The sequence below is a fragment of the Paraburkholderia sp. WC7.3g genome, assembly GCF_050436345.1.
In the GTDB taxonomy this organism is placed as follows: domain Bacteria; phylum Pseudomonadota; class Gammaproteobacteria; order Burkholderiales; family Burkholderiaceae; genus Paraburkholderia; species Paraburkholderia podalyriae.
This window is the reverse complement of sequence record NZ_JBNDMA010000002.1, coordinates 4,164,431-4,189,657: the sequence shown is the minus strand read 5'-3', so window position 1 is coordinate 4,189,657 and position 25,227 is coordinate 4,164,431. Positions and strand designations below refer to the sequence as shown.

Below are 25,227 nucleotides of genomic sequence, written 5' to 3'. Positions count from 1 at the left end.
CAGTCTCGTTCAAGACTGCCTTGCCGTCGAGTAAGAGCATAATTCTAGCAGGCTCTCTTTAAAAATGGAATGGGGAAACGAGGAAATTGCTGCTGCGGCTGCCTGAGCTTCCTGTTTCGCGCACTCGAGAGTGTGGTCGAGTGCGCCCGAGCGCGTGATCGCGTCGAAAATCGTATCGAACCGGTCGGTGCCGCCTTGCTCGATTGCTTCGCGCGCGAGCGCCGACTGCTCCGGCGTACCGCGTTCGATCAGATAGATGAGCGGAAGCGTCGGTTTGCCTTCGCGCAGATCGTCGCCGGCGTTCTTGCCCATCGACTCGGCCGTACCCGTGTAATCGAGCCAGTCGTCCATGATCTGGAACGCGGTACCGATGCGGCGGCCGTATTCCGCAGCGGCGGCTTCGGTTTTCGCGTCGGCGCCGGCCAGCACCGCGCCGAGCTGAGCGGCCGCCTCGAACAACTTTGCGGTCTTGTAGCGGATCACCTGCATGTATCGGGCTTCGTCGACGTCCGCATCGTGCATGTTCAACAACTGCAGAACTTCGCCTTCGGAGATGATGTTGGTCGCCTCCGACAGGATCTCCATCACGCGCATCTTGCCCACGCCGACCATCATCTGGAACGAGCGTGAATACAGAAAATCGCCGACCAGAACGCTCGCGGCATTGCCGAACAACGCGTTGGCGGTCTGGCGACCGCGCCGCAGGTCGGACTCGTCGACCACGTCGTCATGCAGCAGTGTGGCCGTGTGGATGAATTCGACGACCGCGGCCAGCTCGTGCCGGTGCCCCGTCGTGTCGCCAAGCGCGCCCGCCACCAGCAACAACAGCGCGGGCCGCAGCCGCTTGCCGCCGGCGCTGATGATGTACTCGGAAATCTGATTGATCAGCATCACGTCCGACGCAAGACGTTGCCGGATGACGCGATTGACCTGCTGCATGTCTTCGGCGATCGGAGCAAGCAGGCTGGCGACGTTGGGGGAGGGGGTGGCAGTCGACGACATGATGGCTGAATTGGGTAGTGCCGCGAATTATAAGGTGATCGGGGCGTTTCCGGGTCGTCGGGTGCGGCGCGGATGCGTTTCGCATGGCGCAAGGACTGCCCCCGAGGCCGTCTGCGGGGCACCGCGCGTCGCTGGTTACCGCATGCGACCATCTGTGAGAAAGCGAGAAGCCGGACAGTAGACGGTTTGGTGAGCAGGTTTTGACCGAGCAGCTAACTCTATGTATAATCGACAGTTTCCGCGCGCGGTGCGTGGGAAAAATGAATACAGAGTGAGGTTCTCAATGTACGCGGTCATAAAAACCGGTGGCAAGCAGTACAAGGTTGCCGTCGGCGAAAAACTTAAAGTAGAACAGATACCGGCAGACATTGACGCTGAAATCACGCTCGACCAGGTTCTCGCAGTGGGCGAAGGCGAATCGATTAAGTTCGGTACGCCGCTGGTCAGTGGGGCTTCCGTCAAGGCTACCGTCGTGTCGCAAGGTCGTCACGCCAAAGTGACGATCTTCAAGATGCGTCGCCGGAAGCACTACCAGAAGCATGGCGGCCACCGCCAGAACTATACCGAACTGCGCATCGACGCGATCAACGCGTAAGCGCATCGGTTAAGGAGCAAATCAAATGGCACACAAAAAGGCAGGCGGATCGTCCCGGAACGGCCGCGACTCTGAATCGAAGCGCCTCGGCGTCAAGGTTTACGGCGGCCAGGCTATCAATGCTGGTGGCATCATCGTGCGTCAGCGCGGTACGCGCATGCACGCTGGTGAGAACGTCGGCATGGGCAAGGATCACACCCTGTTCGCGCTGAAGGACGGCCACGTCCAGTTCTCGACGAAGGGCGCGGCGAAGAAGCACACCGTTTCCGTCGTCCCGGCAGCCTGAGTTTTATCAGGCACGGGCTTCAGGACCGGAAAAGGCCCCGCGAAGTTCGCGGGGCCTTTTTTATTGCGGCGCCTCTTTCGAGTGGCGGCGAAGCCGCGCAGCTAACCGCTTGTCGCCGGCGACTATGCCGTTCGGTCGATTGATCAATGCACGGCGCGCGCGGCAAAATAGCAGAATCCAATCAGTATCAACCCCCTGCATCGAATCGGGCAGTACACCACGGGATGGAGTAACGCATGAAGTTCATTGACGAAGCGAGGATTGAAGTCATCGCCGGCGACGGAGGGGATGGCAGCGCGTCGATGCGCCGCGAGAAATTCGTTCCGTTCGGCGGTCCCGATGGCGGTGACGGCGGCCGGGGCGGCAGCGTGATCGCGGTTGCTGACCGCAACATCAACACGCTGATCGATTACCGCTACGCCAAAAAACATCTGGCGCGCAACGGCGAAAACGGCCGCGGCTCGGATTGTTACGGCAAGGGCGGCGACGACATCACGTTGCGCATGCCGGTCGGCACCACCATCACGGACATGGAAACCGGCGAACTGATCGCCGATCTGACTGAGCACAACCAGAGCGTGCAGATCGCGCAAGGCGGAGCCGGCGGCCTCGGCAATCTGCATTTCAAGTCCAGCACGAACCGCGCGCCGCGTCAGAAGACCGACGGCAAGCCGGGCGAGCGCCGGATGGTGCGCCTTGAACTCAAGGTGCTGGCCGACGTCGGTCTGCTCGGCATGCCGAATGCCGGCAAGTCGACGTTTATCTCGTCGGTATCGAACGCGAAGCCGAAAATCGCCGATTACCCGTTCACTACGCTCGCGCCGAATCTCGGCGTCGTGCGCGTGGGGCCGAGCCGCAGTTTCGTGATCGCCGACATTCCGGGGCTGATCGAAGGCGCGGCGGAAGGCGCCGGCCTCGGCCATCAGTTCCTGCGTCACCTGCAGCGCACTGGCCTGCTGCTGCACATCGTCGACATTGCGCCGTTCGATGAATCGATCAATCCGGTCGTCGAAGCGAAGGCCATCGTCAACGAACTGCGCAAGTACGACGATGAGCTTTACCAGAAGCCGCGCTGGCTCGTGCTAAACAAGCTGGACATGGTGCCTGAGGACGATCGCGAAGCGCGCGTGGCGGCTTTCCTCGAAGGTTTCGGCTGGGACGGTCCGGTGTTCGAGATCTCGGCGCTGACAGGTCAGGGCTGTGAAAATCTTTGCTACGCGGTGTTCGACTACCTCGCCGAGCATTCCGACGCGCAACGCGCGGCCGAAGCCGAAGACCTCGCCTCCGACGTGCGTTTCCGCGAGGGGACGCAAATACCGGCCGCGACCGGCGAAGCCGGCACCGATCCGCAGGAATAACAAATCGAGCGCCGGCGCCAGCGGCGGGCGTCGACATGCGTACGCATCATCTTGGGAGGCAGCGCACAATGCGTTCCGTCATCGCAGATTCACGGCGATTGGTCATCAAAGTCGGTTCGAGCCTCGTCACGAACGACGGGCGCGGCCTCGATCATGCGGCGATCGGCCGCTGGGCCGCGCAGATTGCCGCGCTGCGCGCGCAGGGCAAGGAAGTGGTGTTGGTCAGCTCGGGTGCGATCGCCGAGGGCATGCAGCGGCTTGGCTGGACGAAGCGGCCGCGTGAAATCGATGAGTTGCAGGCGGCCGCGGCGGTCGGTCAGATGGGCCTCGCGCAGGTGTACGAAAGCCGCTTCGCCGAGCATTCCATCCAGACCGCGCAGATCCTGCTTACGCACGCCGACCTCGCCGACCGCGAGCGCTATCTGAATGCGCGCTCCACGCTGCTCACGCTGCTGCGACTCGGTGTCGTGCCGATCATTAACGAGAACGACACGGTCGTCACCGACGAAATCAAGTTCGGCGACAACGACACGCTCGGCGCGCTGGTCGCCAATCTGATCGAGGGCGACGCGCTGATCATTCTGACGGACCAGCAAGGCCTCTTCACCGCCGATCCGCGCAAGGACCCGAACGCGACGCTCGTCCAGCAGGCCGACGCCGGCGCGGCAGAACTGGAGGCGATGGCGGGTGGAGTGGGCTCGAGTCTCGGCCGCGGCGGCATGCTGACCAAGATTCTCGCCGCGAAGCGCGCGGCCCATAGCGGCGCCAATACGGCGATCGCAAGTGGGCGCGAGGCGGACGTGCTGCTGAGGCTGGCGGCGGGCGAGGCGATCGGCACGCAACTGATCGCGCGCACCGCGCGCATGGCGGCGCGCAAGCAATGGATGGCCGATCACCTGCAGGTGCGCGGCCACGTAGTGATCGACGACGGCGCGGTCGAAAAACTGACCGCCGGCGGCAAGAGCCTGCTGCCCATCGGCATCGTCGGCGTGCAGGGCGCGTTTGCGCGCGGCGAGGTGATCGCCTGCCTGAGCGCGTCGGGGCGCGAGGTCGCACGTGGTTTGACGAACTACAGCAGCGCGGAAACCAAGCTGATCCAGCGGCGTCCGAGCGGTGAGATCGAGTCGGTGCTCGGCTATATGCTCGAGCCAGAGCTGATTCATCGCGATAATCTCGTGCTGATTTGATCTCCTAGGCGGCACGCGCATCGTTCACATAAAGAGCCCGCAAAAAAGCCGTTCCAGCGCAGGCTAGAACGGCTTTTTGTCGTCACGCGCAAGGAACTCGCCTGAACCAGGCGCGTGCCGCGCAAACGGAGTCAATGAATCTGCGACGTCTGCGTGCGCTTGTAGCGAATATTCTCGACGATGTGCTGCGCTGTGCCGGTCGGAATCTTGTTCGCGCACATATAGTCCTGATACAGCGCGGCCTGGTACGCGTTCAGCGCGCCGTTTTCGATCCGCGAAAACTGGTTGGCGACCGTGGTGTCCCAGCCGTCGTGATCGGCGTTCAGGCCCGCGTACTGGCGCCATTCATACGTGTCGCAGCGAATGCCCTCGTAATTGACGTTGCGCGCGCCGCCCGGGCTCGTGACGACCACCGTGTAACGCACGACGCCGTCATCGCCGACCCTGACCGACTTCGGGTCGACCGCGAATTGCAACGGCGTATTGCCGGAGACCTCGAATGGCAGCAGGTTCGCGTCGGTGGGGAGCGGCGGCAACGTGTCGACCTTGTTTTCAACCCAGTTGCTCTTGCGATCGAGCAGATAGGTGAACGCGCCGTCGTCTTTGTTGGTCGGTTTGCCGGCGCTCGAACAGCCTGCCAGCAGAGCGCCGGTGGCGACGCACGCCACGGCGAGTGCAAATGCTTTCAATATGATTCCCTCGAAAGACGGACGCGGCTCGAAAGCCGCGCCAGAGAGAGGCGGCGTGAGCCGCCGCCTGGAATGGTTAATCGCGCACGCCTCGTCGGACTAACGGGGCGACTGCCTCGTCGGCTTCGGCCGTTTCGCGCTCGTGCTCCGGTCTCACGTTCGCATCCCGTGGGCCGGGACCGCAATCCGGCACGACCAGCACGCGCGTCGAAGTTTCGACACTGACTGAACTAACGGTCGTGACGGTAGTGACCATCGTGCCTACCATGGAATCCGGCGGGCTTTGCATCGACGACGCTATCCGGGGATAACGCGACCCATGATGCCCGCCAGGTCTTTCCGCACGCGGCGCAGGCCGGCGCATGAAACGGGACAGCTCCGTCAGCGCCAACTGATACACATCCCGCTTGAACTCGATCACACAGTCGAGCGGCACCCAATACTCGTTCCAACGCCACGCATCGAACTCAGGGTGGGCGGTGGCGCGCAAACAGATGTCGCAGTCGCGTCCTACCATCCGGAGCAAAAACCAGATTTGTTTCTGGCCGCGGTAATGACCGCGTACTTCGCGCTTTATGAACTTGTCAGGCACCTCATAACGCAACCAGTCGCGCGTGCGACCGATCACCTTGACGTGCTCAGGAAGCAGCCCGGTTTCTTCGTGTAACTCCCGATACATCGCTTGCACGGGGGTCTCACCATATTTGATGCCCCCTTGCGGAAACTGCCAGGAATGTTCACGGAGCCGTTTGCCCCAAAACACCTCGTTGTGCGCGTTCAAGAGGATGATGCCGACGTTCGGGCGAAAGCCTTCACGATCCAGCATACAACCACCTTCGAATCCTTTAAAATTGCTTTGATTATAAACAGATAACGGACCCTACGCACCGGAACGCATAAGGATGGAGCGATTCGCCGCAACAAGCCCGTGTTTGCGGTAGCCTGTCGGTTTTCCGTGCCGATCCCTTGTCAGAGAGGCTTTGCGCGGCGGTTTCGGCGCCGTGCGGGGGCAGCGCGCCGCCGGTCGCGCGAACCGTACCGGCTGCGCCACCGGATCTGTGTCGATTTTTCCCATGTTTTCACCCTTTTTTGGCGGTCCCCACCGGAAGCCGCCGCTTTTGGACACTTTGAATGAAAGCCTCCCGTTTCTTTATCGGCACCCTCAAAGAAGCGCCCGCCGACGCCGAAATCGTCAGCCACAAGCTCATGGTGCGCGCGGGCATGATCCGTCGCGTCGCGGGCGGTATCTATAACTACCTGCCGGTCGGCCTGCGTTCGATCCGCAAGGTGGAAGCAATCGTGCGCGAGGAAATGAACCGGGCAGGCGCCATCGAGCTCTTGATGCCGGCCGTGCAGCCGGCCGAACTGTGGCAGGAATCGGGCCGCTGGGAGCAGTACGGTCCCGAGCTGCTGCGCTTCAAGGACCGCAAGCAGGCCGATTTCGTGATGGGCCCGACGCACGAGGAAGTGGTCACCGACATCGCGCGCAATCAGATCAAGAGCTATCGCCAGCTGCCGGTCAACTTCTATCAGATCCAGACGAAGTTCCGCGACGAGATCCGTCCGCGGTTCGGCGTGATGCGAGGCCGCGAGTTCATGATGAAAGACGCGTACTCGTTCGACAAGGACGCTGAGGGTCTGCGCGAGTCGTATCGCAAGATGTACGACGCGTACGTGCGCATCTTCACGCGCCTCGGGCTCGAGTTCCGCGCGGTGGCGGCGGACAACGGCTCGATCGGCGGCAGCGGCTCGCACGAATTTCACGTGATCGCCGATATCGGCGAAGACGACATCGCGTATTGCCCGACCTCGGATTTCGCGGCGAACGTCGAGGCAGCCGAAGCGCTGCCGCTGATCGCAGAGCGCGCGGCGCCGGCAGAAGAGATGAAGAAGACCGCGACGCCCGGCAAGGCGAAGTGCGAGGCGGTTGCCGAACTGCTGAACATTCCGCTCGAACGCACGATCAAGTCGGTCGTGCTCGCCACTGAGAACGAAGGCGCCGAGCCGACGATCTGGCTGCTGATGCTGCGCGGCGATCACGATCTGAACGAGATCAAGGCGGCCAAGCTACCGGGCCTCGGTATTTTCCGTATGGCGACTGAAGCCGAGATCGTCGAGACGTTCGGCACGCCGCCGGGCTATCTCGGTCCGATCAACACGAAGAAGCCGGTCAAGGTGATCGCGGACAGCACGGTCGCGAACATGAGCGACTTCGTGGTCGGCGCGAACGAGGTCGACTATCACATTACCGGTGTGAACTGGGGCCGCGACCTGCCGGAGCCGGTCGTCGCCGACATCCGCAACGTGAAGAAGGGCGATCCGTCGCCGGACGGCAAAGGAGTGCTCGACATCTGCCGCGGCATCGAAGTGGGCCACGTGTTCCAGCTCGGCACCAAGTACTCGGAAGCGATGAACGCGACCTGCCTCGACGAAACCGGCAAGCCGCGGCCGATGGAAATGGGCTGCTACGGCATCGGCGTCACGCGTATTCTCGGCGCCGCGATCGAACAGAATTTCGACGACAAGGGCATCATCTGGCCGGAGTCGATCGCGCCGTTTGAAGTCGTGCTGTGCCCGATGGGCTACGACCGCAGCGACGCGGTGCGCGAGCAGGCCGACAAGCTGTACGCGGAGCTAGTCGCGGCCGGCATCGACGTGATCCTCGACGATCGCGGCGAGCGTCCGGGCGTGATGTTCGCCGACTGGGAACTGATCGGCGTGCCGCATCGACTGGTGATCGGCGACCGCGGTCTGAAGGACGGCAAGATTGAGTATCAGGGCCGCCGCGATGCCGAAGCGACGCTGCTGCCGGTCGCGGACGCCGCGCAGACGGTGATCGTCAAAGTGCGCGCGGCGCTCGCGAACTAAGCGGAGCGGGCAGTGGAGTACACCTTCCTGTCCGCGACCGTGCTGCTGATCCTGATCACCGATCCGCTCGGCAACATCCCGATCTTCGTCAGCTGTCTGCGGGGTGTGTCGCCGGAGCGGCGCACGATCGTGATCCTGCGCGAGGTCGCGATCGCGTTTGCGATCCTGCTGGTGTTCATGGTGCTCGGGCAGAGCTTTCTGCGCATGATGAGCCTGAGTGACCAGTCGCTGCGGATCGGCGGCGGCATCGTGCTGTTTCTGATCGCGCTGCGGATGGTGTTTCCGCATCCGGACGGTCCGTTCGGCGGCGACGCGCGCGGCGGCGAGCCGCTGATCGTGCCGCTGGCGATTCCGGCGCTGGCGGGCCCGTCGGCGCTCGCAACGGTCATGCTGCTGACCTCGCAGGCGCCGGGCAAGACATTCGAGTGGGTCGGCGCGTTGACCGTCACGATGATCATCTGCGCGATCGTGCTGATGCTCGCCGAGCGCATTCAGGCGCGGCTCGGTGAACGGGTGATGGCGGCGTTCGAGCGGCTGATGGGCCTCGTACTCGTCGCGATTTCGGTCGAGATGATGCTCGGTGGTATCCGCTCTTTCGTGCACAAGCTGTGAAGCGGGAGTCGGCTTGCGAGTTGCCATCGTCGCAGCAATAAAAAGCAGCCATCCAGGCTGCTTTTTTTCGCCGGTTCGCGGATGCGCCGCTCACGCCCCCTCGGTCAGCGCCCGAATGGTCGGCAGGTTGCGCCAGTAGCCTTTCGCATCCATCCCGCAGCCGAACACGTACCGGTCCGGCACTTCGAAGCCGCAGTAATCGGGGCGCAGCGGCTTCGCCTTCGGAATGATCTTCTCGCACAGCACCGCGGACAGGAAGCGCTTCGCGCCCATCGCGAGAATGCGGTCGCGGATCGCGGCCATCGTCTCACCTTCGTCGAGGATGTCGTCGAGCACGAGCACCACACGATCCTTGACCGCCTCGGCCGGCGCGACGCGCCATTGCATCTCGTTGCTGCCCTTCGTCGTATTGCGGTAGCGCGTCAGGTGGATGTAGTCGAACTCGAGCGGGAAGTCGAGGTGCGGCAGCAGCATGCCGGTGAATACCGCGGCGCCGCCCATCACCGACAGAACGAGCGGGAAGTCCTCGCTGATCTCGTCGCGGATGGCGGCCGCCATGCGGGCGATCGACGCAGTGACGTCCGAGGCCGAAACGATCTCTTCGGAGCGTTGAAAAATATGGAGGGCTTCTTCGCGGTTCATGACGTCTGACGGACGGTAACTGTATACATGGTGTGGGAGGCAACATCCCGGGGGACATTCCTGCGAGAGGCGACGCGATGCGCTACAGAATAAACCCGCACGATGCCGAAGTCAGCCGCGCCGCGCATCGGCGCGCGCGAGCGCCGTTCCCATCCAGCTTAGCGCATGCCGGGCATCATGCCTTTCATGCCGCGCATCATCTTCTGCAGGTTGCCGCCCTTGAGCTTCTTCATCATCGTGCGCATCTGTTCGTACTGGTTCAGCATGCGGTTGACTTCCTGCACCTGCACGCCCGCACCCGCGGCGATGCGGCGCTTGCGGGTCGCCTTGATCAGTTCGGGCTTGGCGCGCTCCGCCGGCGTCATCGAGTTGATGATGCCTTCCATGCGGCGCATCTGCTTCTCGGCCTGGCTCATGTCGGCGCCGGCCGCGGCCTGCTGGAACTGCGCGGGCAGCTTGTCCATCAGCGACGACAGGCCGCCCATACCCTTCATTTGCGTGAGTTGCGCGCGGAAATCGTTGAGATCGAAGTCGCCGCCTTTCTTGACCTTGTCGGCGAGCTTCTGCGCGGCCTGCACGTCGACGCCACGCTGCGCTTCCTCGACCAGCGCGAGAATGTCGCCCATGCCGAGAATCCGGCTCGCCATGCGGTCCGGGTGAAACACTTCGAGGCCGTCGAGTTTTTCGGCGACACCCACGAACTTGACCGGTTTGCCCGTCACGTGACGCACCGACAGCGCCGCGCCACCGCGCGAATCACCGTCGAGCTTGGTCAGCACGACGCCGGTGAGCGGCAGCGCGTCGCTGAACGCCTTCGCGGTGTTGACCGCGTCCTGGCCGAGCATCGCGTCGACGACGAACAGCGTTTCGGCCGGCTTCAGCTCGGCGTGCAGCGCGGCGATTTCATTCATCATCGCTTCGTCGATACCGAGACGGCCGGCCGTGTCGACGAGCAGCACGTCGTGATAGTGGCGCTTGGCCCAGTCGAGCGCAGCGCGCGCGATGTCGACCGGCTTCTGGTTCGGCTCCGACGGGAAGAAGTCCGCGCCGACCTGCTCGGTCACCGTTTTCAGCTGCGCGATAGCGGCGGGACGATAGACGTCGCAGGAAACGGTCAGCACCTTCTTCTTGTACTTCTCGCGCAGCAGTTTTGCGAGCTTGCCGACCGTGGTGGTTTTGCCGGCGCCCTGCAGGCCCGCCATCAGGATGACTGCGGGCGGTGTGACGGCGAGATTGAGCTCGGAGGCCTTGCCTTCGTAATCGCCGCCGATCACCGCGGTCAGCTCGCGCTGCACGACGCCGACGAGCGCCTGACCCGGCGACAGGCTGGAGATCACTTCCTCGCCGAGCGCCTTCTCCTTGACCTTCGCGATGAACTCGCGCACGACGGGCAGCGCCACGTCGGCCTCGAGCAGTGCGAGACGCACTTCGCGCAGCATTTCCTGGGTGTTCGCCTCGGTGAGCCGGGCTTCGCCGCGCAGCGTCTTGACGACGCGCGCCATCCGTTGAGTCAGATTGTCGAGCATGGGGAGCGATGAACGTGAGCCCGCGCAGCGCGCGAAGCGCAAGACGTCGCGGAGCAGGGCCCTAGTGTAAACTTCGAATATGGATATTGTACTGTATGCCCTCACCGCGCTTCTCTATGGCGGCCTTTCCGTGGCCGGCTGGCGCTCGCATCGGCACGCGGCTGCGCGGCCGCTGCTCGAGAGCGTGCCGCCGCTGCCCGCTCATGCCGCCGGCGCGGGCGCTTCGGTGGCCTCCGGCGTGAGCGCGCCAGGGCGCGCGCTGCTGTTCGTCGCGCTGCTCGCTCACGGCGTGCTGCTGCATACCACGATCTTCCCGCAGAACGCGATGGTGTTCGGTTTCGCGTTCGCGCTGTCGGCGATGTTCTGGCTCGGCGCCGGCATTTACTGGATCGAGAGTTTCTTCTTCCCGCTCGACGGCTTGCGGCTGCTGGTGTTGCCGCTCGCGTGCGTCGCCTCGCTGCTGCCGCTCGCGTTCGGCGGCGTGCGCGTGCTGCCGTATGCGGCCGCGCCGATGTTCAAGCTGCATTTCCTGATCGCGAATATCGCATACGGTCTGTTCGCGATCGCGGCACTGCACGCGGTGCTGATGCTGGCGGTCGAGCGGCGCTTGCATGCGATGCGCGGTGCTCTCGTGCAGCGCCACGCGGCGGCGGGCAACGGCTGGTGGTCGAGCTGGCTCGACACGCTGCCGCCGCTGCTCACGCTCGAGAAGCTGCTGTTCCGTCTGATCGGCGCCGGCTTCGTGCTGCTCACGCTGACGCTGCTGTCGGGCATCCTGTTCAGCGAGCAGTTGATCGACCGCGCGTTGCGGCTCGATCACAAGACCGTCTTCGCGATTCTTTCGTGGGTGATGTTCGGCGCGCTACTGACCGCGCGCAAGGTGTCCGGCTGGCGCGGCCGTGCGGCATTGCGCTGGGTGCTGGCCTCGTTCGTCGCGCTGTTGCTCGCGTACGTCGGCAGCCGTTTTGTTTTCGAGGTGCTGTTGCACCGGCCTGTAGTGTGAGCGTGTCCCCATGCGACAAATCTTTTTGCTGATTCTGCTGTTCATTGTCGGTCAATGGCTCGTGAAGGCGCTGCGCCGCCACGACGCACACACCGCGCAACGCACCGGTGCCCGTGGCGCTAACGGTGCCGGCGCCGCGAATGGCGGCGCGCATGCGTCGAACGGGCAGCCGCAGCTTGCCGAGCCGATGATCCGCTGCGTCGAGTGCGGCGTGCATGCGCCGCAGAGCGACTCGGTCAGCGTCGCCGGGCAGGCGTTCTGCTGCGCCGCGCACGCACAGCGCCACGGCGCGCGTCCGAGCGGTCGCGACGCCCGATGAGCGGCGCGTTCACCGTCGATGCCGACGGTTGGGTTGCCGCCGCACGCAAGCTCCCCTCGCCGAATTTCGAAGCGCGGCCGCAAGGCGCGGTGCCGACGCTGATCGTCGTCCACAACATTAGCCTGCCGCCGAACGAGTTCGGCGGCACCGCGATTGCCGAGCTGTTCCAGAACACACTCGACTGCGACGCCCACCCGTACTACGACACGCATCTGCGCGGCGTGCGCGTGTCCGCGCATTTCGTGGTTCATCGCGACGGCGCACTCGAGCAGTTCGTGTCGTGCAACGAGCGCGCGTGGCACGCCGGGCCGTCGAATTTTTTCGGCCGCGAGCACTGCAATGATTTCTCGATCGGCATCGAGCTCGAAGGCCGCGACACCACCGCCTTCGAAGCGGCGCAATACCGCACGCTCGCCGCGCTCGTGAGCGCACTGAAGGCGCGCTATCCGATCGACGCGCTTGCCGGTCACTCCGACATCGCGCCCGGCCGCAAGACCGATCCCGGTCCACATTTCGAGTGGCCGCGACTGCAGCGCGACACCTCGCTCGACGGTCGGTATTTCCCCTATCTCAAGTTTTTCGAAACGCGGTAATCCCCCTTCGCACGATCTTGCGTGATCCATAGAGAACGAGGCGCAGCCTGCTTCTGCGGGGAGCTTCTGCGCGCCGCACGAGGCAAAAGTCAAGACGGGCGACGCAAATAAAACGATTTGACCTGTCTTGAATCTCCACTATACTTGGTGCCGACAACTGAGTTTCGCACTATATCTTGTGTTGTGCTGTGAATAACCATGTGCATAACCGAGTGAATAAGAGTGGATATGTCCGCGGTGCCCCGCTCCTCGAGCATGGCGCCGCAAGCATTCCAGGCAGCGAAAAAAATTCCTGGGGCGCAGCCGGTAGGGGATCTCCGGCCGCATCCACAAGCATTCAGGAAAGGACCAGCCAGTGATCGCGACCCACCCGATGAAGACCGCCATCAAATCGAACCAGGCTTCCTCGCAGTTGCATCCCGCCAACCGGCGTAGCCGGCCTTCCTGCACCTCATCGCTCGCGCACGCGGCGGCGCGGCGTTCGATTTAATCCGCGGCACCCGCCGCCATTTCCAAGACCAGGAGCTTTGCACATGCAAACCACCGACAACGTGACGACCCGGTATGAGGGCTCACCGACTGGCCAGGCGTTCGGCCAGACTCAAGGCGCGCAGGCGCTCGCGCCGCAAGCGAACTACGCCGACTACAAGGTGATCCGCCGCAACGGCAGCGTGGTGTCGTTCGAGCCGTCGAAAATCGCGATCGCCGTGACGAAGGCGTTCCTCGCCGTCAATGGTGGTCAGGGCGCGGCGTCGGCGCGTGTGCGTGAACTGGTCGAGCAACTCACGCAGAACGTGGTGCGCGCGCTGGTGCGCAGCCGTCCGAACGGCGGCACGTTCCATATCGAAGACATTCAGGATCAGGTCGAACTCGCGCTGATGCGCGGCGGCGAACACAACGTCGCGCGTGCGTACGTGCTGTATCGCGAGAAGCGCAACCAGGTGCGCGCGCATGACGAGCATGCGGACGCGGCCAACACGCCCGGTCTGACCGTGACCGACAACGGCATCACGCGTCCGCTGGATATGGCTGCGCTGCAGGGCATCATCGAATCCGCGTGCGCGAACCTCGGCGACGCGGTGAGCGCCGAGCCGATCGTCGCGGAAACGGTGAAGAACCTGTACGACGGCGTGCCGATGAGCCAGGTGTACGACTCGGCCATCCTCGCTGCCCGCACGATGATCGAAAAGGACCCGGCCTACAGTCAGGTCACCGCGCGTATCCTGCTGCACACGATCCGCCGTGAAATCCTCGAAGAGGAAGTCACGCAAGCCGAAATGGGCGAGCGCTATGCCGAGTACTTCCCGCAGTTCATCAAGCGCGGCGTGCAAGCCGAGCTGCTCGACGACAAGCTGCTGCAGTTCGACCTGAAGCGCCTCGGCGCCGCGCTCGACGCGGACCGCGACCTTCAGTTCGGCTACCTTGGTCTGCAGACGCTGTACGACCGCTACTTCCTGCATCACGACAACGTGCGTATCGAGATGCCGCAGGCATTCTTTATGCGTGTCGCGATGGGTCTGTCGCTGAACGAGATCGACCGCGAAGCGCGCGCGGTCGAGTTCTACAACGTGCTGTCGAGCTTCGACTTCATGAGCTCGACGCCGACGCTGTTCAACTCGGGCACGCGCCGCTCGCAGCTGTCGTCGTGCTACCTGACCACGGTCGACGACGACCTCGACGGCATCTACGAAGCACTGAAGGAAAACGCGCTGCTGTCGAAGTTCGCCGGCGGCCTCGGCAACGACTGGACCCGTGTGCGCGCGCTCGGCTCGCACATCAAGGGCACCAACGGCAAGTCGCAGGGCGTCGTGCCGTTCCTGAAGGTCGTCAACGACACGGCGGTCGCCGTCAACCAGGGCGGCAAGCGCAAGGGCGCGGTGTGCGCGTACCTCGAATCGTGGCACCTCGACATCGAGGAATTCCTCGAGCTGCGCAAGAACACCGGCGACGACCGTCGTCGCACGCACGACATGAACACCGCGAACTGGATTCCCGATCTGTTCATGAAGCGCGTGATGGAAGGCGGCGACTGGACGCTGTTCTCGCCGTCCACCTGCCCGGATCTGCACGACAAGTTCGGCGCCGAATTCGAAGCGGCTTACACGGCTTACGAAGCCAAGGTCGCGCGCGGCGAGATCAAGCTGTTCAAGAAGATCCCGGCGGCGCAGCTGTGGCGCAAGATGCTTGGCATGCTGTTCGAAACCGGCCATCCGTGGATCACGTTCAAGGATCCGTGCAACGTGCGCTCGCCGCAGCAGCACGTCGGCGTCGTCCATTCGTCGAACCTGTGCACGGAAATCACGCTGAACACCAGCGACGCCGAAATCGCCGTCTGTAACCTCGGCTCGGTGAACCTCGTCGCGCACCTGAAGGAACAGGCCGACGGCACGCTCGCGCTCGACCACGACAAGCTGAAGCGCACGATCAGCGTCGCGATGCGCATGCTCGACAACGTGATCGACATCAACTACTACGCGGTCGCCAAGGCGCGTAACTCGAACCTGAAGCACCGTCCGGTCGGCCTCGGCATCATGGGCTTCCAGGACTGCCTGCACGTGCTGCGCACGCCGTACGCGTCGCAGGAAGCGGTCGAGTTCGCCGATCGCTCGATGGAAGCGGTTTGCTACTACGCGTACTACGCGTCGACCGAGCTCGCCGAACAGCGCGGCCGCTACTCGAGCTACCGCGGCTCGCTGTGGGATCGCGGCATCCTCCCGCAGGATTCGGTGGCGCTGCTCGCCGAAGCGCGCGGCGGTTATGTCGAGGTCGATTCGAGCGAGTCGATGGACTGGCCCGCGCTGCGCTCGCGCATCTCGACCTACGGCATGCGCAACTCGAACTGCGTCGCGATCGCGCCGACCGCGACGATCTCGAACATCATCGGCGTGTCGGCGTGCATCGAGCCGACCTATCAGAACCTGTACGTGAAGTCGAACCTGTCGGGCGAGTTCACGGTGGTCAACGACTACCTGGTGCGCGACCTGAAGGCACGCGGCCTGTGGGACGAAGTGATGGTCGCCGACCTGAAGTACTTCGACGGCACGCTGTCGCGCATCGACCGCATCCCGGCCGATCTGCGCGCGATCTACGCGACCGCGTTCGAAGTCGATCCGGTATGGCTCGTCGAGTCGGCCTCGCGTCGTCAGAAGTGGATCGACCAGGCGCAGTCGCTGAACATCTACATGGCGGGCGCATCGGGCAAGAAGCTCGACGAGATCTACAAGCTCGCATGGCTGCGCGGTCTGAAGACCACCTATTACCTGCGCACGATGGCGGCGACGCACGTCGAGAAGTCGACGGTCGCGCACGGCGCGCTGAACGCGGTGAGCTCGGGTCATGACGGCTCGGGTGGCGCGGCAGGCGGCTTCGGCATGGACGGCGGCGCAGCGGGTGGTGTGGGCGGCGGCTTCCAGGCTGCTGCAGCGGTCGCAGCGACTGCCGCGGTCGCGGTCGAAGCGGCACCCGAAGCGGAGGGTCCGGTCTGCATGATGCGTCCGGGCGATCCGGGCTTCGACGAGTGCGAGGCTTGCCAGTAAAGAGAGGCAAGCAGCGGGAGCGATGCTTGCTGATTGCACGCGAGGGTCGTAGGAGCTATCCCGCAGACGGCGAGCCACAGCGTCGTCGATGAAGTAGAAGCAGGTCGATGAGCGGTGAGCCGTATCGAAGTCTCACCGCTCATCGATGCAGCGAAGCAACACAGCAGTTGGCAACACCAGACGATCGCTCGACATGACATCGCACTTCACCCGCCAACGCTGACGCAAGATGGTCAACGCGGCTCACCGCCGACTCTCGCGATGAGCGGCTCGCGCGGCACCGATCAGTCAACCGATGCCGCGAACGCACTGCGCAATACATATAGATAGAGCAACGAAACGTCGTGTCGAAACGTTGCTCTTCGAGTTCGCGAAGGACCTCGGCAACACCTGTTCAACACGCGTTCATCACGCGTCACTCGACGCCTCACGCACAGCATGTCGAACAAAGTGTTGTATGAACGTAGCAACGCGAATCGAAAACAGGAATTTTCGCGAGTGAACTCTTTTATCGCTCGTGAAAAGATGGTACAAACCGTTCTAAATTGATGGTGACATTTATGCTCAACTGGGATGACGAGATCGCTGCCGTAACTCCCTCGAGCGCGACGCAACCGAACGTGTTGCGCAACGCTGCGGGGTCGGCTGTGGATTCGCAAATCGGAACGCGCTCCGCTCCGCATGCTCCCTCCGCTCAAGAAGTCTTCGCGAACGACATCGCTGTCGCTCCCGTCGCTCATGTTGGCAATGCGGCTGACAACGCGGCGGCTGCTTCGGAAGCGCGCGTCAATGTCGCCGACAAGCGCATCATCAACGGCCAGACTGACGTCAATCAACTGGTGCCGTTCAAGTACAAGTGGGCCTGGGAAAAGTATCTGGCGGGTTGCGCCAACCACTGGATGCCGCAGGAAGTGAACATGTCGCGCGACATCGCCCTGTGGAAAGACCCGAACGGGCTGACCGAAGACGAGCGCCGCGTCGTCAAGCGCAACCTGGGCTTCTTCGTGACGGCCGACTCGCTCGCCGCCAACAACATCGTGCTGGGCACCTACCGCCACATCACGGCGCCCGAATGCCGCCAGTTCCTGCTGCGCCAGGCGTTCGAAGAGGCGATCCATACGCACGCTTACCAGTACATCGTCGAGTCGCTGGGTCTCGACGAGGGCGAAATCTTCAACGCGTATCACGAGGTCCCGTCGATCCGCGCGAAAGACGAATTTCTGATTCCGTACATCCACGTGCTGACCGACCCGGCCTTCAAGACCGGTACGCTCGAAGCAGACCAGACGCTGCTGCGCTCGCTGATCGTGTTCGCCTGTGTGATGGAAGGCCTGTTCTTCTACGTCGGCTTTACGCAAATCCTGGCGCTCGGCCGCCAGAACAAGATGACCGGCGCGGCGGAGCAGTACCAGTACATCCTGCGCGACGAGTCGATGCACTGCAACTTCGGCATCGACCTGATCAACCAGATCAAACTCGAAAACCCGCACCTGTGGACGGCTGAGTTTCGCGCCGAAATTCGCGCGATCTTCCAGCAGGCGGTCGAGCTCGAATACCGCTACGCCGAAGATACGATGCCGCGCGGCGTGCTCGGCCTCAACGCGTCGATGTTCAAGAGCTATCTGCGCTTCATCTGCAACCGCCGTTGCCAGCAGATCGGTCTCGATCCGCTGTACCCGAACGAGGAAAACCCGTTCCCGTGGATGAGCGAGATGATCGACCTGAAGAAGGAACGCAATTTCTTCGAGACGCGAGTGATCGAATATCAGACTGGCGGTGCGCTGTCCTGGGAGTAAGCCGGGATTCGCGTCGCAGATGTATTCATTGATGGGGATGCCGCCGCCTGTGGCCGCGGCGCCCCGGGTTAGGAGCAGAACGGCCTGATGCAAAGCGTGCCCGGTGCCTTGACGGCCCACAAACATGACAGGCACTTTGCGGACCCTTCAGTGGGATGGGCAAACTTCCCCCCGGAAAAAGCCGTTGGCGTCGTTGCCGGCGGCCCGATCAAGCAATTGCCGGCGTCGCCTTGCGACGTCGACCAGATTTGGCGCGCGGTGCCTTGGGGCACGGCGCGCCTTACCGCATTCATTAGCGTAAGCGCGCCGCACCTGCGTACGCCGATGAATAGCCCGCTTCGTAGCGCGCGCCCTGAGAAGCGTCCGCGGGAAGCGGGTTTTGACGAAGGGTGTAGTTTGAACTGACCTCATCTGAAAACCTGAAGGAGAAAATGATGGCAACTGCAAAGAAAGCCGCGGCCAAGAAGTCCGCAGCAAAGAAGACCGTAGCCAAGAAGGCTGCTCCGGCCAAGAAGGCTGCTCCGGCCAAGAAGGTCGCCGCGAAGAAGGTCGCAGTGAAGAAGGTCGCAGCCAAGAAGGTTGCAGCCAAGAAGGTTGCAGCCAAGAAGGTTGCAGCCAAGAAGGTCGCGGCGAAGAAGGCAGCGCCGGCGAAGAAAGCCGCAGTGAAGAAGGTCGCGGCGAAGAAGGTCGCGGCGAAGAAGGTTGCGGCGAAGAAAGTCGCGGCGAAGAAGGCAGCACCGGCGAAGAAAGCCGCGGTGAAGAAGGTCGCAGCGAAGAAGGCGGCACCGGCGAAGAAGGCCGCGGCGAAGAAGGCAGCACCGGCGAAGAAGGCCGCTGCCAAGACGGCGGCGCCTGCGAAAAAGGCTGCAGCCAAGAAAGCCGCACCTGCCAAGAAGGCTGCCGCGAAGAAGGCCGCCGCGCCTGCGAAGAAGGCTGCGCCTGCGAAGAAGGCTGCGCCTGCGAAGAAGGCTGTCGCCAAGAAGGCCGCGCCTGCTCCCGCTGCGCCTGCTGTCTCGAGCGCACCGGCGGCGACGGTGAAGACCGCGCTGAACCCGGCAGCGGCATGGCCGTTCCCGACGGGCAGCCGTCCGTAAGCAGTAGCAATAGCAGTAGCAGTAGCAGTAGGTCGACACGTCGCACGATGTGTCGGATGACCGGGTCGTGCTCGAGTTCGTGCGAGCGCCACCCGGTCAACGTCCCGTTACCGGTGTGCCGGTGGCGGGTTTTTTTTGCCCGTCGTCCCAAAAAGAGAAAACACGCATGAACCCGCGAGGGCGCATGCGTGTGAAGTCGTCGTCGCGGCGCCGAACTACGCGCGGTCGCTCGAGAGAGGGAAGCTGCGCTTAGTGCGTGACGCGCGTGACGCCGCCGCTGGACAGCAGCCTCACGCGATCACCGGCGCGGAAGATCTCGCCGGTCGCAGTTTGGGTGATGGCGCGCATATCGCCGTTGTCGAGCCGCACGGTGATTTCAATACCGTCGCGCATCGCGACGCGGTTTTCGACTGCATTGCCGGCGACCGCACCACCGATGCCGCCGACGATACCCGTCGCGACCGAGCCACGTCCGCCGCCGATCGTACTGCCGGCGAGCGCGCCGAGCGCCGCGCCACCGAGCGCGCCGACCCCGCTCGGCTGACCGTTGTTCGCACTGATCCGCACCGCGCGCACGCTATCCACCGTAGCCATGCGAACCGTCTGTTCACGTTGCGCCTGCGAAGCGGTGAAAACGTCGGGAGAGCTGCTGTTGACCGCACACCCCGACATGGCCAGCGAACCGGCGATCAGGCTGGCGACGATCAGGCGACTCGGTGTTCTCATTCCCAAACTCCCATAGCACGCGATATCAGTGCAGGTCGTATCCGAAGGCCTGCTTGAACCGCTCGTTGATTTCCGCCCGGCTGGGCGCGTAGTTTTGCGGGCCTTGATGCTCGATCTTCAGAGCGCCCATCAGGCTGGCGAGACGGCCGGTCGTGGCCCAGCCGAGGCCCTTCTCGATACCGTAGAGCAGGCCGCCGCGAAACGCGTCGCCGCAACCGGTGGGATCGAGCACCTGTTTCGCCGTGACCGCTGGAATCTCTTCGATACCGCCGCCGTGATGAATCTGTGCACCCTTCTCGCCGAGCGTGATGATCAGCGCGTCGACGTTGCTGGCGATCTGTTCGATCGACCAACCGGTCTTGTTGCTCACCAGCCTGGCTTCGTAATCGTTGACCGCAACATAGGTAGCAAGTTCAATGATGCGCCGCAGCGTCTCGCCGTCGAACAGCGGCAAACCCTGGCCGGGATCGAAGATGAACGGCACGCCCGCGGCGGCAAGCTGTTCGGCGTGCTGAACCATGCCGTCGTAGCCGTCCGGGGCGACGATGCCGAGCGTCAGGCCTTCCACTTCGTCAGCGCGGTTCAGATGCGACTGCATCATCGCGCCCGGATGGAACGCGGTGATCTGGTTATTCTCGAGGTCGGTCGTGATCATCGCCTGCGCGGAATAGGTGTCGGGCACGACGAGCACGCTTTGCGTCGACAGGCCGAGCTGCGCGAGGCGGTCCAGATAGAGCTGCGCGTCGACGGCGCCGATCGCGCCCATGATGCGCGCGTCGCCGCCGAGCAGATTCAGCGCATAGGCGATGTTGCCCGCGCAGCCGCCGAACTCGCGACGCATGGTCGGCACGAGAAAGCTCACGTTCAGGATGTGGACCTGCTCGGGCAGGATGTGCTCCCGAAAGCGGCCTTCGAAGGTCATGATGTTGTCGTACGCGAGCGAGCCGCAGATGAGCGTAGCCAAGGCGAGCATTCCTGTATCAAAGCGGTGGGAAGACACGCGACGCAGCGACAGCGCCGCGCGAGGCGTGGTGCTGTCGTTCGTGCGCGAGAGGGCTTACTTCAGCGCGGCGAGCGCTGCGTCGTAGTTCGGCTCGTTCTTGATTTCGCCGACCAGCTCGGCGTGCACGACCTTGTCGTTTTCGTCGATCACGACGACCGCGCGCGCGGTCAAGCCGGTCAGCGGACCGCTCGTCATGTCGACGCCGTACGCTTGCGCGAACTCGTGGCCGCGGAACGTCGATGCGGTCACCACGTTCTCGATGCCCTCGGTCGTGCAGAAGCGCGACGCCGCGAACGGCAGGTCGCCCGAGACGACGATGACGGCCGTGTTGCTGAGCTTCGCGGCGGCTTCGTTGAACTTGCGCGTCGACGTCGCGCAGGTCGGCGTGTCGAGGCTCGGGACGATGTTGAGCACCTTGCGCTTGCCGGCGAAGTCGGCGAGCGTCAGCGGCTTCAGGTCTCGGCCGACCAGCGAGAACGCGGCGGCCTGCTGGCCGATCGACGGGAACGTGCCGCTTACTTCGATCGGGTTGCCACCCAGCGTGACTTGACTCATGTGTTGTGCTCCGAAAAAGGTGTCAGTGATGACAATGATGCGCCCGCTCGGGAGCGGGCGCGCGAGGGTACGCTACGGATAAAAAATCTGTACGCGAAAATTGGAGGCGATCGCCGTGCCGGTGTCGAGGTGCACGATCATCGTTTGCGTCGCGTGCGCGGGCAGGCCGGACGCGATTACGGTGCGGGGGGGCACGTAATCCTGCGGCCACAGCACGCGCCGCACGGCGACGTTGTTCTGATCGTCGAGCAGCGTGAGTTCGATCGCGGGGTAGGCGAGCGCGATGTTCAGGCGGTTGTGCAGCGGCATCTTCAGTTCGAGCTTGTGCGGGCCGTCGATCTGCCGCAGGTCGGAAGGCTCGACCAGCAGGCCTTCGATGTCGTGCGGCGGCGTCAGCTGACAGCCGAGACGCGCGCAGACCTGCGCGTACAGGATCTGCGAGCGCGGCAGGTTGATCATCACGGTCTCGCGTTGCCACCACGCGAGTTGCGCGAGCAGTGCGATGACGAGCAGCGTGGCGAGCACCACGCCGGCCACGATCCAGCCGACGCGCCCGGCGTCCGCGGGGCGGGTTTCTCGCACGACCGGGAACGGATCAGCGCCGTCGCCGACGGGAGGGTTGACCGAGAACGGCTCACCGCTCGATGCAGCGGGCGAAGGACCGTTCGGCGGCCGCGGACCGCCGGGACCGCCGGCGCCAGAACCACGCGCGGCGCCCGGGCCTGCGGCGGCGCCGAAGCTGGCCGGCCCCGCACCGACCGGTCCGAAGCGCGGCTCGTTGTCGGGTATGCGATGCAGGCTTGCTGGTTCGCGCAACGCCGGTTCGTCGAGCGTGGACGGCTCGGGGCGCTCGATCTTGTGCCAGACGCGCGGCGCTTCGTCTTCGACTCGCGGTGGGGCAGGAGGAGTGGTGGGCGCGACGACGGGCGGTTCATCAAGCGCGTCGTCAGACGGATAGGCAAACGGATCGAGCGGCGCGTCGGCCAGCGTCGGCTCGTCGTCCTCGGGTAGCGGCGCCGTGAAAACGCCGGCGCGCAATTGCGGTTCGGTCGGCTGGCGCGGAGTGCCTGATGTGACGGGTGCGTGCTCGTTGCCAGGCGGTAGCGTCGCGAGCGGCACGCTGCTCGCGTGGTCGCGCAAACGGCTGTCGAGCGTGCTGCCGGCAATGCTGGTGGAGACCTGGTCAGAAGCCGGCGCCTGCGGGCCCCACGCGTCGTTGCTGAAGTCCGGCCGCTGCTGCCGCACACCGGACAGCGCCTCGATCGCCGCAGCGGCGGCAACCGGTTTGGCCGTGGAAAAATCGCCGCCTTCGGAGACGTCGAACAGACTGCTCGACGCGTCGAAGACTTCCTCGCAATGCCCGCACCGCACGAGGCCGCGGCGCTGCGCAAGCTGCGCCGGTTGCAGACGGAAGACAGTTTCGCAGAAGGGGCAGCGCGTCGCCAGGTGCATATCGAGCCGATGAGCCTGAGGCCGTTGGGTTGACAATACGCCTTATTCTAATTGCTTTCGCGGCGCGTTCCGGCGAGGCACACCCAACCTTCATGTTCGCGCCATACGCTGATATCGATCCAGCGCGCGTAGACCTGCGCGACCTCGTCGGCCTGACGCGCGAGAATGCCCGACAACGCGATGCGCCCGCCCGCCTTCACCTTCGACGACAGCATCGACGCCATCAGCTTCAGCGGATTCGACAGGATGTTCGCGACCACGACGTCGAACTCGCCGGCCGGGCAGGCATCGGGAAGGCCATAGGTGACTTCGGCGTGATTGCGCTCGCTATTGTGACGCGCCGATTCGACTGCCTGCGGATCAATGTCGATGCCGATCACCGGATCGGCGCCGCACTTCTTCGCGAGAATCGCGAGGATGCCCGAGCCGCAGCCGTAGTCGAGCACAGACTGGTCAGCCTTGACCGACTGCTCGATCCACTCCATGCACAGACGCGTAGTGGGGTGACTGCCAGTGCCGAACGCGAGGCCCGGATCGAGTTCGAGCACGAGCGCGCCAGGGTCCGGCGCATCGTGCCACGACGGCACGACCCAGATGCGCTCGCCGATCTGGATCGGATCGAACTGCGACTGCGTGAGCCGCACCCAGTCCTGCTCCTCAACCTCGCGCACGGTATACGCCGGCGCGGCGTCGAGTCCGATTTCGTTGGCCGCGGCGCTCAGCAACACGGCCGGATCCTGTTCCGGCGCGAGCAGCGCGATCACGCGCGAGTGCTGCCACGCCGTGCGATCCGGCGTGAGACCGGGCTCGCCGAACAGCGGCTGCTCGTCGGGCGTGTCCGCGTCGGCGTCTTCGACCGACACGGACAGTGCGCCCAGCTCGAGCAACGCGTCGGACAACTCTTCCGCGTGCTCGCGCGCCAGTTCGGCAACCAGTTCCCGATAGCTCATGACTTACGCTTCTTCCGCGACCTGCTGACGCGCGGCCAGCCGGTTTTCGAGGTAGTGGATGCTGGTGCCGCCTTCGACGAACTTCGCGTCGAGCATCAGCTCACGGTGCAGCGGGATGTTGGTCTGAATACCTTCGACCACCATTTCCGACAGCGCGATGCGCATCCGCATGATCGCCTGTTCGCGCGTCGCGCCGTAAGCGATCAGCTTGCCGATCATCGAATCGTAGTTCGGCGGCACGAAATAACCATTGTAGGCGTGCGAATCGACGCGGATGCCAGGACCACCAGGCATGTGCCACGACGTCAGGCGTCCCGGCGACGGCGTGAACTTGAACGGATCTTCGGCGTTGATCCGGCATTCGATCGCATGGCCGCGGAACTGTATGTCGCGCTGACGGAACGTGAGCTTCTCGCCGGCCGCGATGCGGATCTGTTCCTGCACGATGTCGACACCGGTGATCAGTTCGGTCACCGGATGCTCGACCTGTACGCGCGTGTTCATCTCGATGAAGTAGAACTCGCCGTTTTCATACAGGAACTCGAAGGTGCCCGCGCCGAGATAGCCCATCTTCTTGCACGCGTCAGCGCAACGATCGCCGATGCGGTCGATCAGACGGCGCGCGATGCCCGGTGCCGGCGCTTCCTCGATCACCTTCTGGTGACGGCGTTGCATCGAGCAGTCGCGCTCGCCGAGCCACACGGCGTTCTTGAACGAGTCGGCCAGCACCTGGATTTCGATGTGCCGCGGGTTCTCGAGGAATTTCTCCATGTAGACCTGCGGGTTGCCGAACGCGCGGCCGGCTTCCTCGCGGGTCATGATGACCGCGTTGACGAGCGCCGCTTCCGTGTGGACCACGCGCATGCCGCGGCCGCCGCCGCCGCCCGCCGCCTTGATGATGACCGGATAGCCGATCTGGCGGGCGATCTTCACGATCTCCTTCGGATCGTCGGGCAGGGCGCCTTCCGAACCCGGCACGCAAGGCACGCCGGTTTTGATCATGGTCTGCTTCGCGGTGACCTTGTCACCCATCATGCGGATCGTTTCCGGACGCGGGCCGATGAAGGTAAAGCCGGACTGCTCGACGCGCTCGGCGAAGTCGGCGTTCTCCGACAGGAAGCCGTAGCCGGGGTGGATCGCTTCGGCGTCGGTGACTTCGGCCGCGCTGATCAGCGCGGGCATGTTCAGATAGCTCAGATTCGACGGTGCCGGGCCGATGCAGACCGCCTCGTCGGCGAGCTTCACGTACTTGGCTTCCTTGTCGGCTTCCGAATAGACGACGACCGTCTTGACGCCGAGCTCGCGGCAGGCGCGCTGGATGCGAAGCGCGATCTCGCCACGATTGGCAATGAGGATTTTTTCAAACATAGCGGGTTTTCGACTCATCAATGGGCGCCGGGGTCGGTCACGACGCCGGCTGCCGCAGAGGATCGGT

At 63.9% G+C, this 25,227-nt stretch carries 24 protein-coding genes; 13 read left to right on the top strand and 11 right to left on the bottom strand.

Translation table 11 applies throughout. From position 1 onward, the window contains the following. Positions 1–9 precede the first annotated feature (9 nt). Positions 10–1,002: a polyprenyl synthetase family protein gene (locus tag OKW43_RS30930; RefSeq protein ID WP_187636729.1), complete on the bottom strand. Its 993-nt coding sequence runs from the start codon at positions 1,000–1,002 to the stop codon at positions 10–12. 283 nt (positions 1,003–1,285) lie between these two features. On the opposite strand from OKW43_RS30930, the gene rplU reads away from it, so the two are divergent. The 4 genes from rplU to proB all read left to right on the top strand — a co-directional run bounded on the left by rplU (position 1,286) and on the right by proB (position 4,428). Beyond that, positions 1,286–1,597 carry a 50S ribosomal protein L21 gene (rplU, locus tag OKW43_RS30925; RefSeq protein WP_007180329.1) on the top strand — a complete coding sequence of 104 codons (312 nt, stop codon included), beginning with the start codon at positions 1,286–1,288 and terminating at the stop codon, positions 1,595–1,597. A gap of 25 nt (positions 1,598–1,622) precedes the next feature. Continuing rightward, positions 1,623–1,883, top strand: coding sequence for a 50S ribosomal protein L27 (rpmA, locus tag OKW43_RS30920; protein WP_008923994.1), 261 nt, complete (start codon positions 1,623–1,625; stop codon positions 1,881–1,883). Positions 1,884–2,119: 236 nt separating this feature from the next. Beyond that, a complete protein-coding gene (gene cgtA, locus OKW43_RS30915; RefSeq protein WP_187636728.1) occupies positions 2,120–3,241 on the top strand; it encodes an Obg family GTPase CgtA in 1,122 nt (373 codons plus the stop codon). A 68-nt stretch (positions 3,242–3,309) separates the two neighbouring features. Then, positions 3,310–4,428: a glutamate 5-kinase gene (proB, locus tag OKW43_RS30910; RefSeq protein WP_187636727.1), complete on the top strand. Its 1,119-nt coding sequence runs from the start codon at positions 3,310–3,312 to the stop codon at positions 4,426–4,428. Positions 4,429–4,559: 131 nt separating this feature from the next. Here the strand turns inward: proB and OKW43_RS30905 are convergent, their stop codons facing one another. Both OKW43_RS30905 and OKW43_RS30900 read right to left on the bottom strand, forming a co-directional pair. Further along, on the bottom strand, positions 4,560–5,117 hold the full coding sequence (locus tag OKW43_RS30905) for a CNP1-like family protein (protein WP_429451611.1): 558 nt from the start codon (positions 5,115–5,117) through the stop codon (positions 4,560–4,562). A gap of 76 nt (positions 5,118–5,193) precedes the next feature. Continuing rightward, the gene (locus OKW43_RS30900) at positions 5,194–5,943 is read right to left on the bottom strand and encodes an RNA pyrophosphohydrolase (RefSeq protein WP_187636725.1); all 750 of its coding nucleotides are present in this window, start codon (positions 5,941–5,943) and stop codon (positions 5,194–5,196) included. A gap of 305 nt (positions 5,944–6,248) precedes the next feature. Here OKW43_RS30900 and OKW43_RS30895 point away from each other — a divergent pair, with 305 nt between their 5' ends. Together OKW43_RS30895 and OKW43_RS30890 are read left to right on the top strand one after the other, a co-directional pair. Then, a complete protein-coding gene (locus OKW43_RS30895; RefSeq protein WP_187636724.1) occupies positions 6,249–7,985 on the top strand; it encodes a proline--tRNA ligase in 1,737 nt (578 codons plus the stop codon). 12 nt (positions 7,986–7,997) lie between these two features. Further along, on the top strand, positions 7,998–8,597 hold the full coding sequence (locus tag OKW43_RS30890; protein WP_187636723.1) for a MarC family protein: 600 nt from the start codon (positions 7,998–8,000) through the stop codon (positions 8,595–8,597). A gap of 90 nt (positions 8,598–8,687) precedes the next feature. On the opposite strand, the gene OKW43_RS30885 is transcribed toward OKW43_RS30890, so the two are convergent. Together OKW43_RS30885 and ffh are read right to left on the bottom strand one after the other, a co-directional pair. Beyond that, positions 8,688–9,239, bottom strand: coding sequence for a hypoxanthine-guanine phosphoribosyltransferase (locus tag OKW43_RS30885; RefSeq protein WP_187636722.1), 552 nt, complete (start codon positions 9,237–9,239; stop codon positions 8,688–8,690). 158 nt (positions 9,240–9,397) lie between these two features. Continuing rightward, positions 9,398–10,765 (bottom strand): signal recognition particle protein, encoded by a 1,368-nt coding sequence (gene ffh / locus OKW43_RS30880; RefSeq protein ID WP_187636721.1) that lies wholly within the window; start codon positions 10,763–10,765, stop codon positions 9,398–9,400. Positions 10,766–10,844: 79 nt separating this feature from the next. On the opposite strand from ffh, the gene OKW43_RS30875 reads away from it, so the two are divergent. The 7 genes from OKW43_RS30875 to OKW43_RS30845 all read left to right on the top strand — a co-directional run bounded on the left by OKW43_RS30875 (position 10,845) and on the right by OKW43_RS30845 (position 19,106). After that, positions 10,845–11,768 (top strand): cytochrome C assembly family protein, encoded by a 924-nt coding sequence (locus OKW43_RS30875; RefSeq protein WP_429451607.1) that lies wholly within the window; start codon positions 10,845–10,847, stop codon positions 11,766–11,768. A 10-nt stretch (positions 11,769–11,778) separates the two neighbouring features. Beyond that, the gene (locus OKW43_RS30870; RefSeq protein ID WP_429451605.1) at positions 11,779–12,087 is read left to right on the top strand and encodes a PP0621 family protein; all 309 of its coding nucleotides are present in this window, start codon (positions 11,779–11,781) and stop codon (positions 12,085–12,087) included. Further along, the gene (gene ampD / locus OKW43_RS30865; protein ID WP_429451603.1) at positions 12,084–12,680 is read left to right on the top strand and encodes a 1,6-anhydro-N-acetylmuramyl-L-alanine amidase AmpD; all 597 of its coding nucleotides are present in this window, start codon (positions 12,084–12,086) and stop codon (positions 12,678–12,680) included. Before OKW43_RS30870 ends, ampD begins: the two co-directional genes overlap by 4 nt. A gap of 533 nt (positions 12,681–13,213) precedes the next feature. After that, positions 13,214–16,216, top strand: coding sequence for a ribonucleoside-diphosphate reductase subunit alpha (locus OKW43_RS30860; RefSeq protein WP_429451601.1), 3,003 nt, complete (start codon positions 13,214–13,216; stop codon positions 16,214–16,216). Between the two features lie 560 nt (positions 16,217–16,776). Then, positions 16,777–18,012 carry a ribonucleotide-diphosphate reductase subunit beta gene (locus tag OKW43_RS30855; RefSeq protein ID WP_429451599.1) on the top strand — a complete coding sequence of 412 codons (1,236 nt, stop codon included), beginning with the start codon at positions 16,777–16,779 and terminating at the stop codon, positions 18,010–18,012. An 87-nt stretch (positions 18,013–18,099) separates the two neighbouring features. Further along, positions 18,100–18,417, top strand: a complete 318-nt coding sequence (locus tag OKW43_RS30850; protein WP_187636715.1) for a hypothetical protein — start codon at positions 18,100–18,102, stop codon at positions 18,415–18,417. Between the two features lie 29 nt (positions 18,418–18,446). Beyond that, positions 18,447–19,106 (top strand): histone H1-like DNA-binding protein, encoded by a 660-nt coding sequence (locus tag OKW43_RS30845; protein ID WP_429451597.1) that lies wholly within the window; start codon positions 18,447–18,449, stop codon positions 19,104–19,106. 249 nt (positions 19,107–19,355) lie between these two features. On the opposite strand, the gene OKW43_RS30840 is transcribed toward OKW43_RS30845, so the two are convergent. The 6 genes from OKW43_RS30840 to accC all read right to left on the bottom strand — a co-directional run bounded on the left by OKW43_RS30840 (position 19,356) and on the right by accC (position 25,160). Next, positions 19,356–19,832: a hypothetical protein gene (locus OKW43_RS30840; protein ID WP_187636713.1), complete on the bottom strand. Its 477-nt coding sequence runs from the start codon at positions 19,830–19,832 to the stop codon at positions 19,356–19,358. 25 nt (positions 19,833–19,857) lie between these two features. Further along, positions 19,858–20,796 carry a carbohydrate kinase family protein gene (locus OKW43_RS30835; protein ID WP_429451595.1) on the bottom strand — a complete coding sequence of 313 codons (939 nt, stop codon included), beginning with the start codon at positions 20,794–20,796 and terminating at the stop codon, positions 19,858–19,860. 93 nt (positions 20,797–20,889) lie between these two features. Continuing rightward, the gene (gene tpx, locus OKW43_RS30830; protein ID WP_429451593.1) at positions 20,890–21,390 is read right to left on the bottom strand and encodes a thiol peroxidase; all 501 of its coding nucleotides are present in this window, start codon (positions 21,388–21,390) and stop codon (positions 20,890–20,892) included. Between the two features lie 72 nt (positions 21,391–21,462). Next, positions 21,463–22,842, bottom strand: coding sequence for a zinc-ribbon and DUF3426 domain-containing protein (locus OKW43_RS30825; protein ID WP_429451828.1), 1,380 nt, complete (start codon positions 22,840–22,842; stop codon positions 21,463–21,465). Between the two features lie 47 nt (positions 22,843–22,889). Next, positions 22,890–23,792 (bottom strand): 50S ribosomal protein L11 methyltransferase, encoded by a 903-nt coding sequence (prmA, locus tag OKW43_RS30820; protein WP_429451590.1) that lies wholly within the window; start codon positions 23,790–23,792, stop codon positions 22,890–22,892. A 3-nt stretch (positions 23,793–23,795) separates the two neighbouring features. After that, complete coding sequence (gene accC, locus OKW43_RS30815; protein ID WP_184006568.1) at positions 23,796–25,160, bottom strand: acetyl-CoA carboxylase biotin carboxylase subunit; 1,365 nt, start codon at positions 25,158–25,160, stop codon at positions 23,796–23,798. Positions 25,161–25,227: the final 67 nt, after the last annotated feature.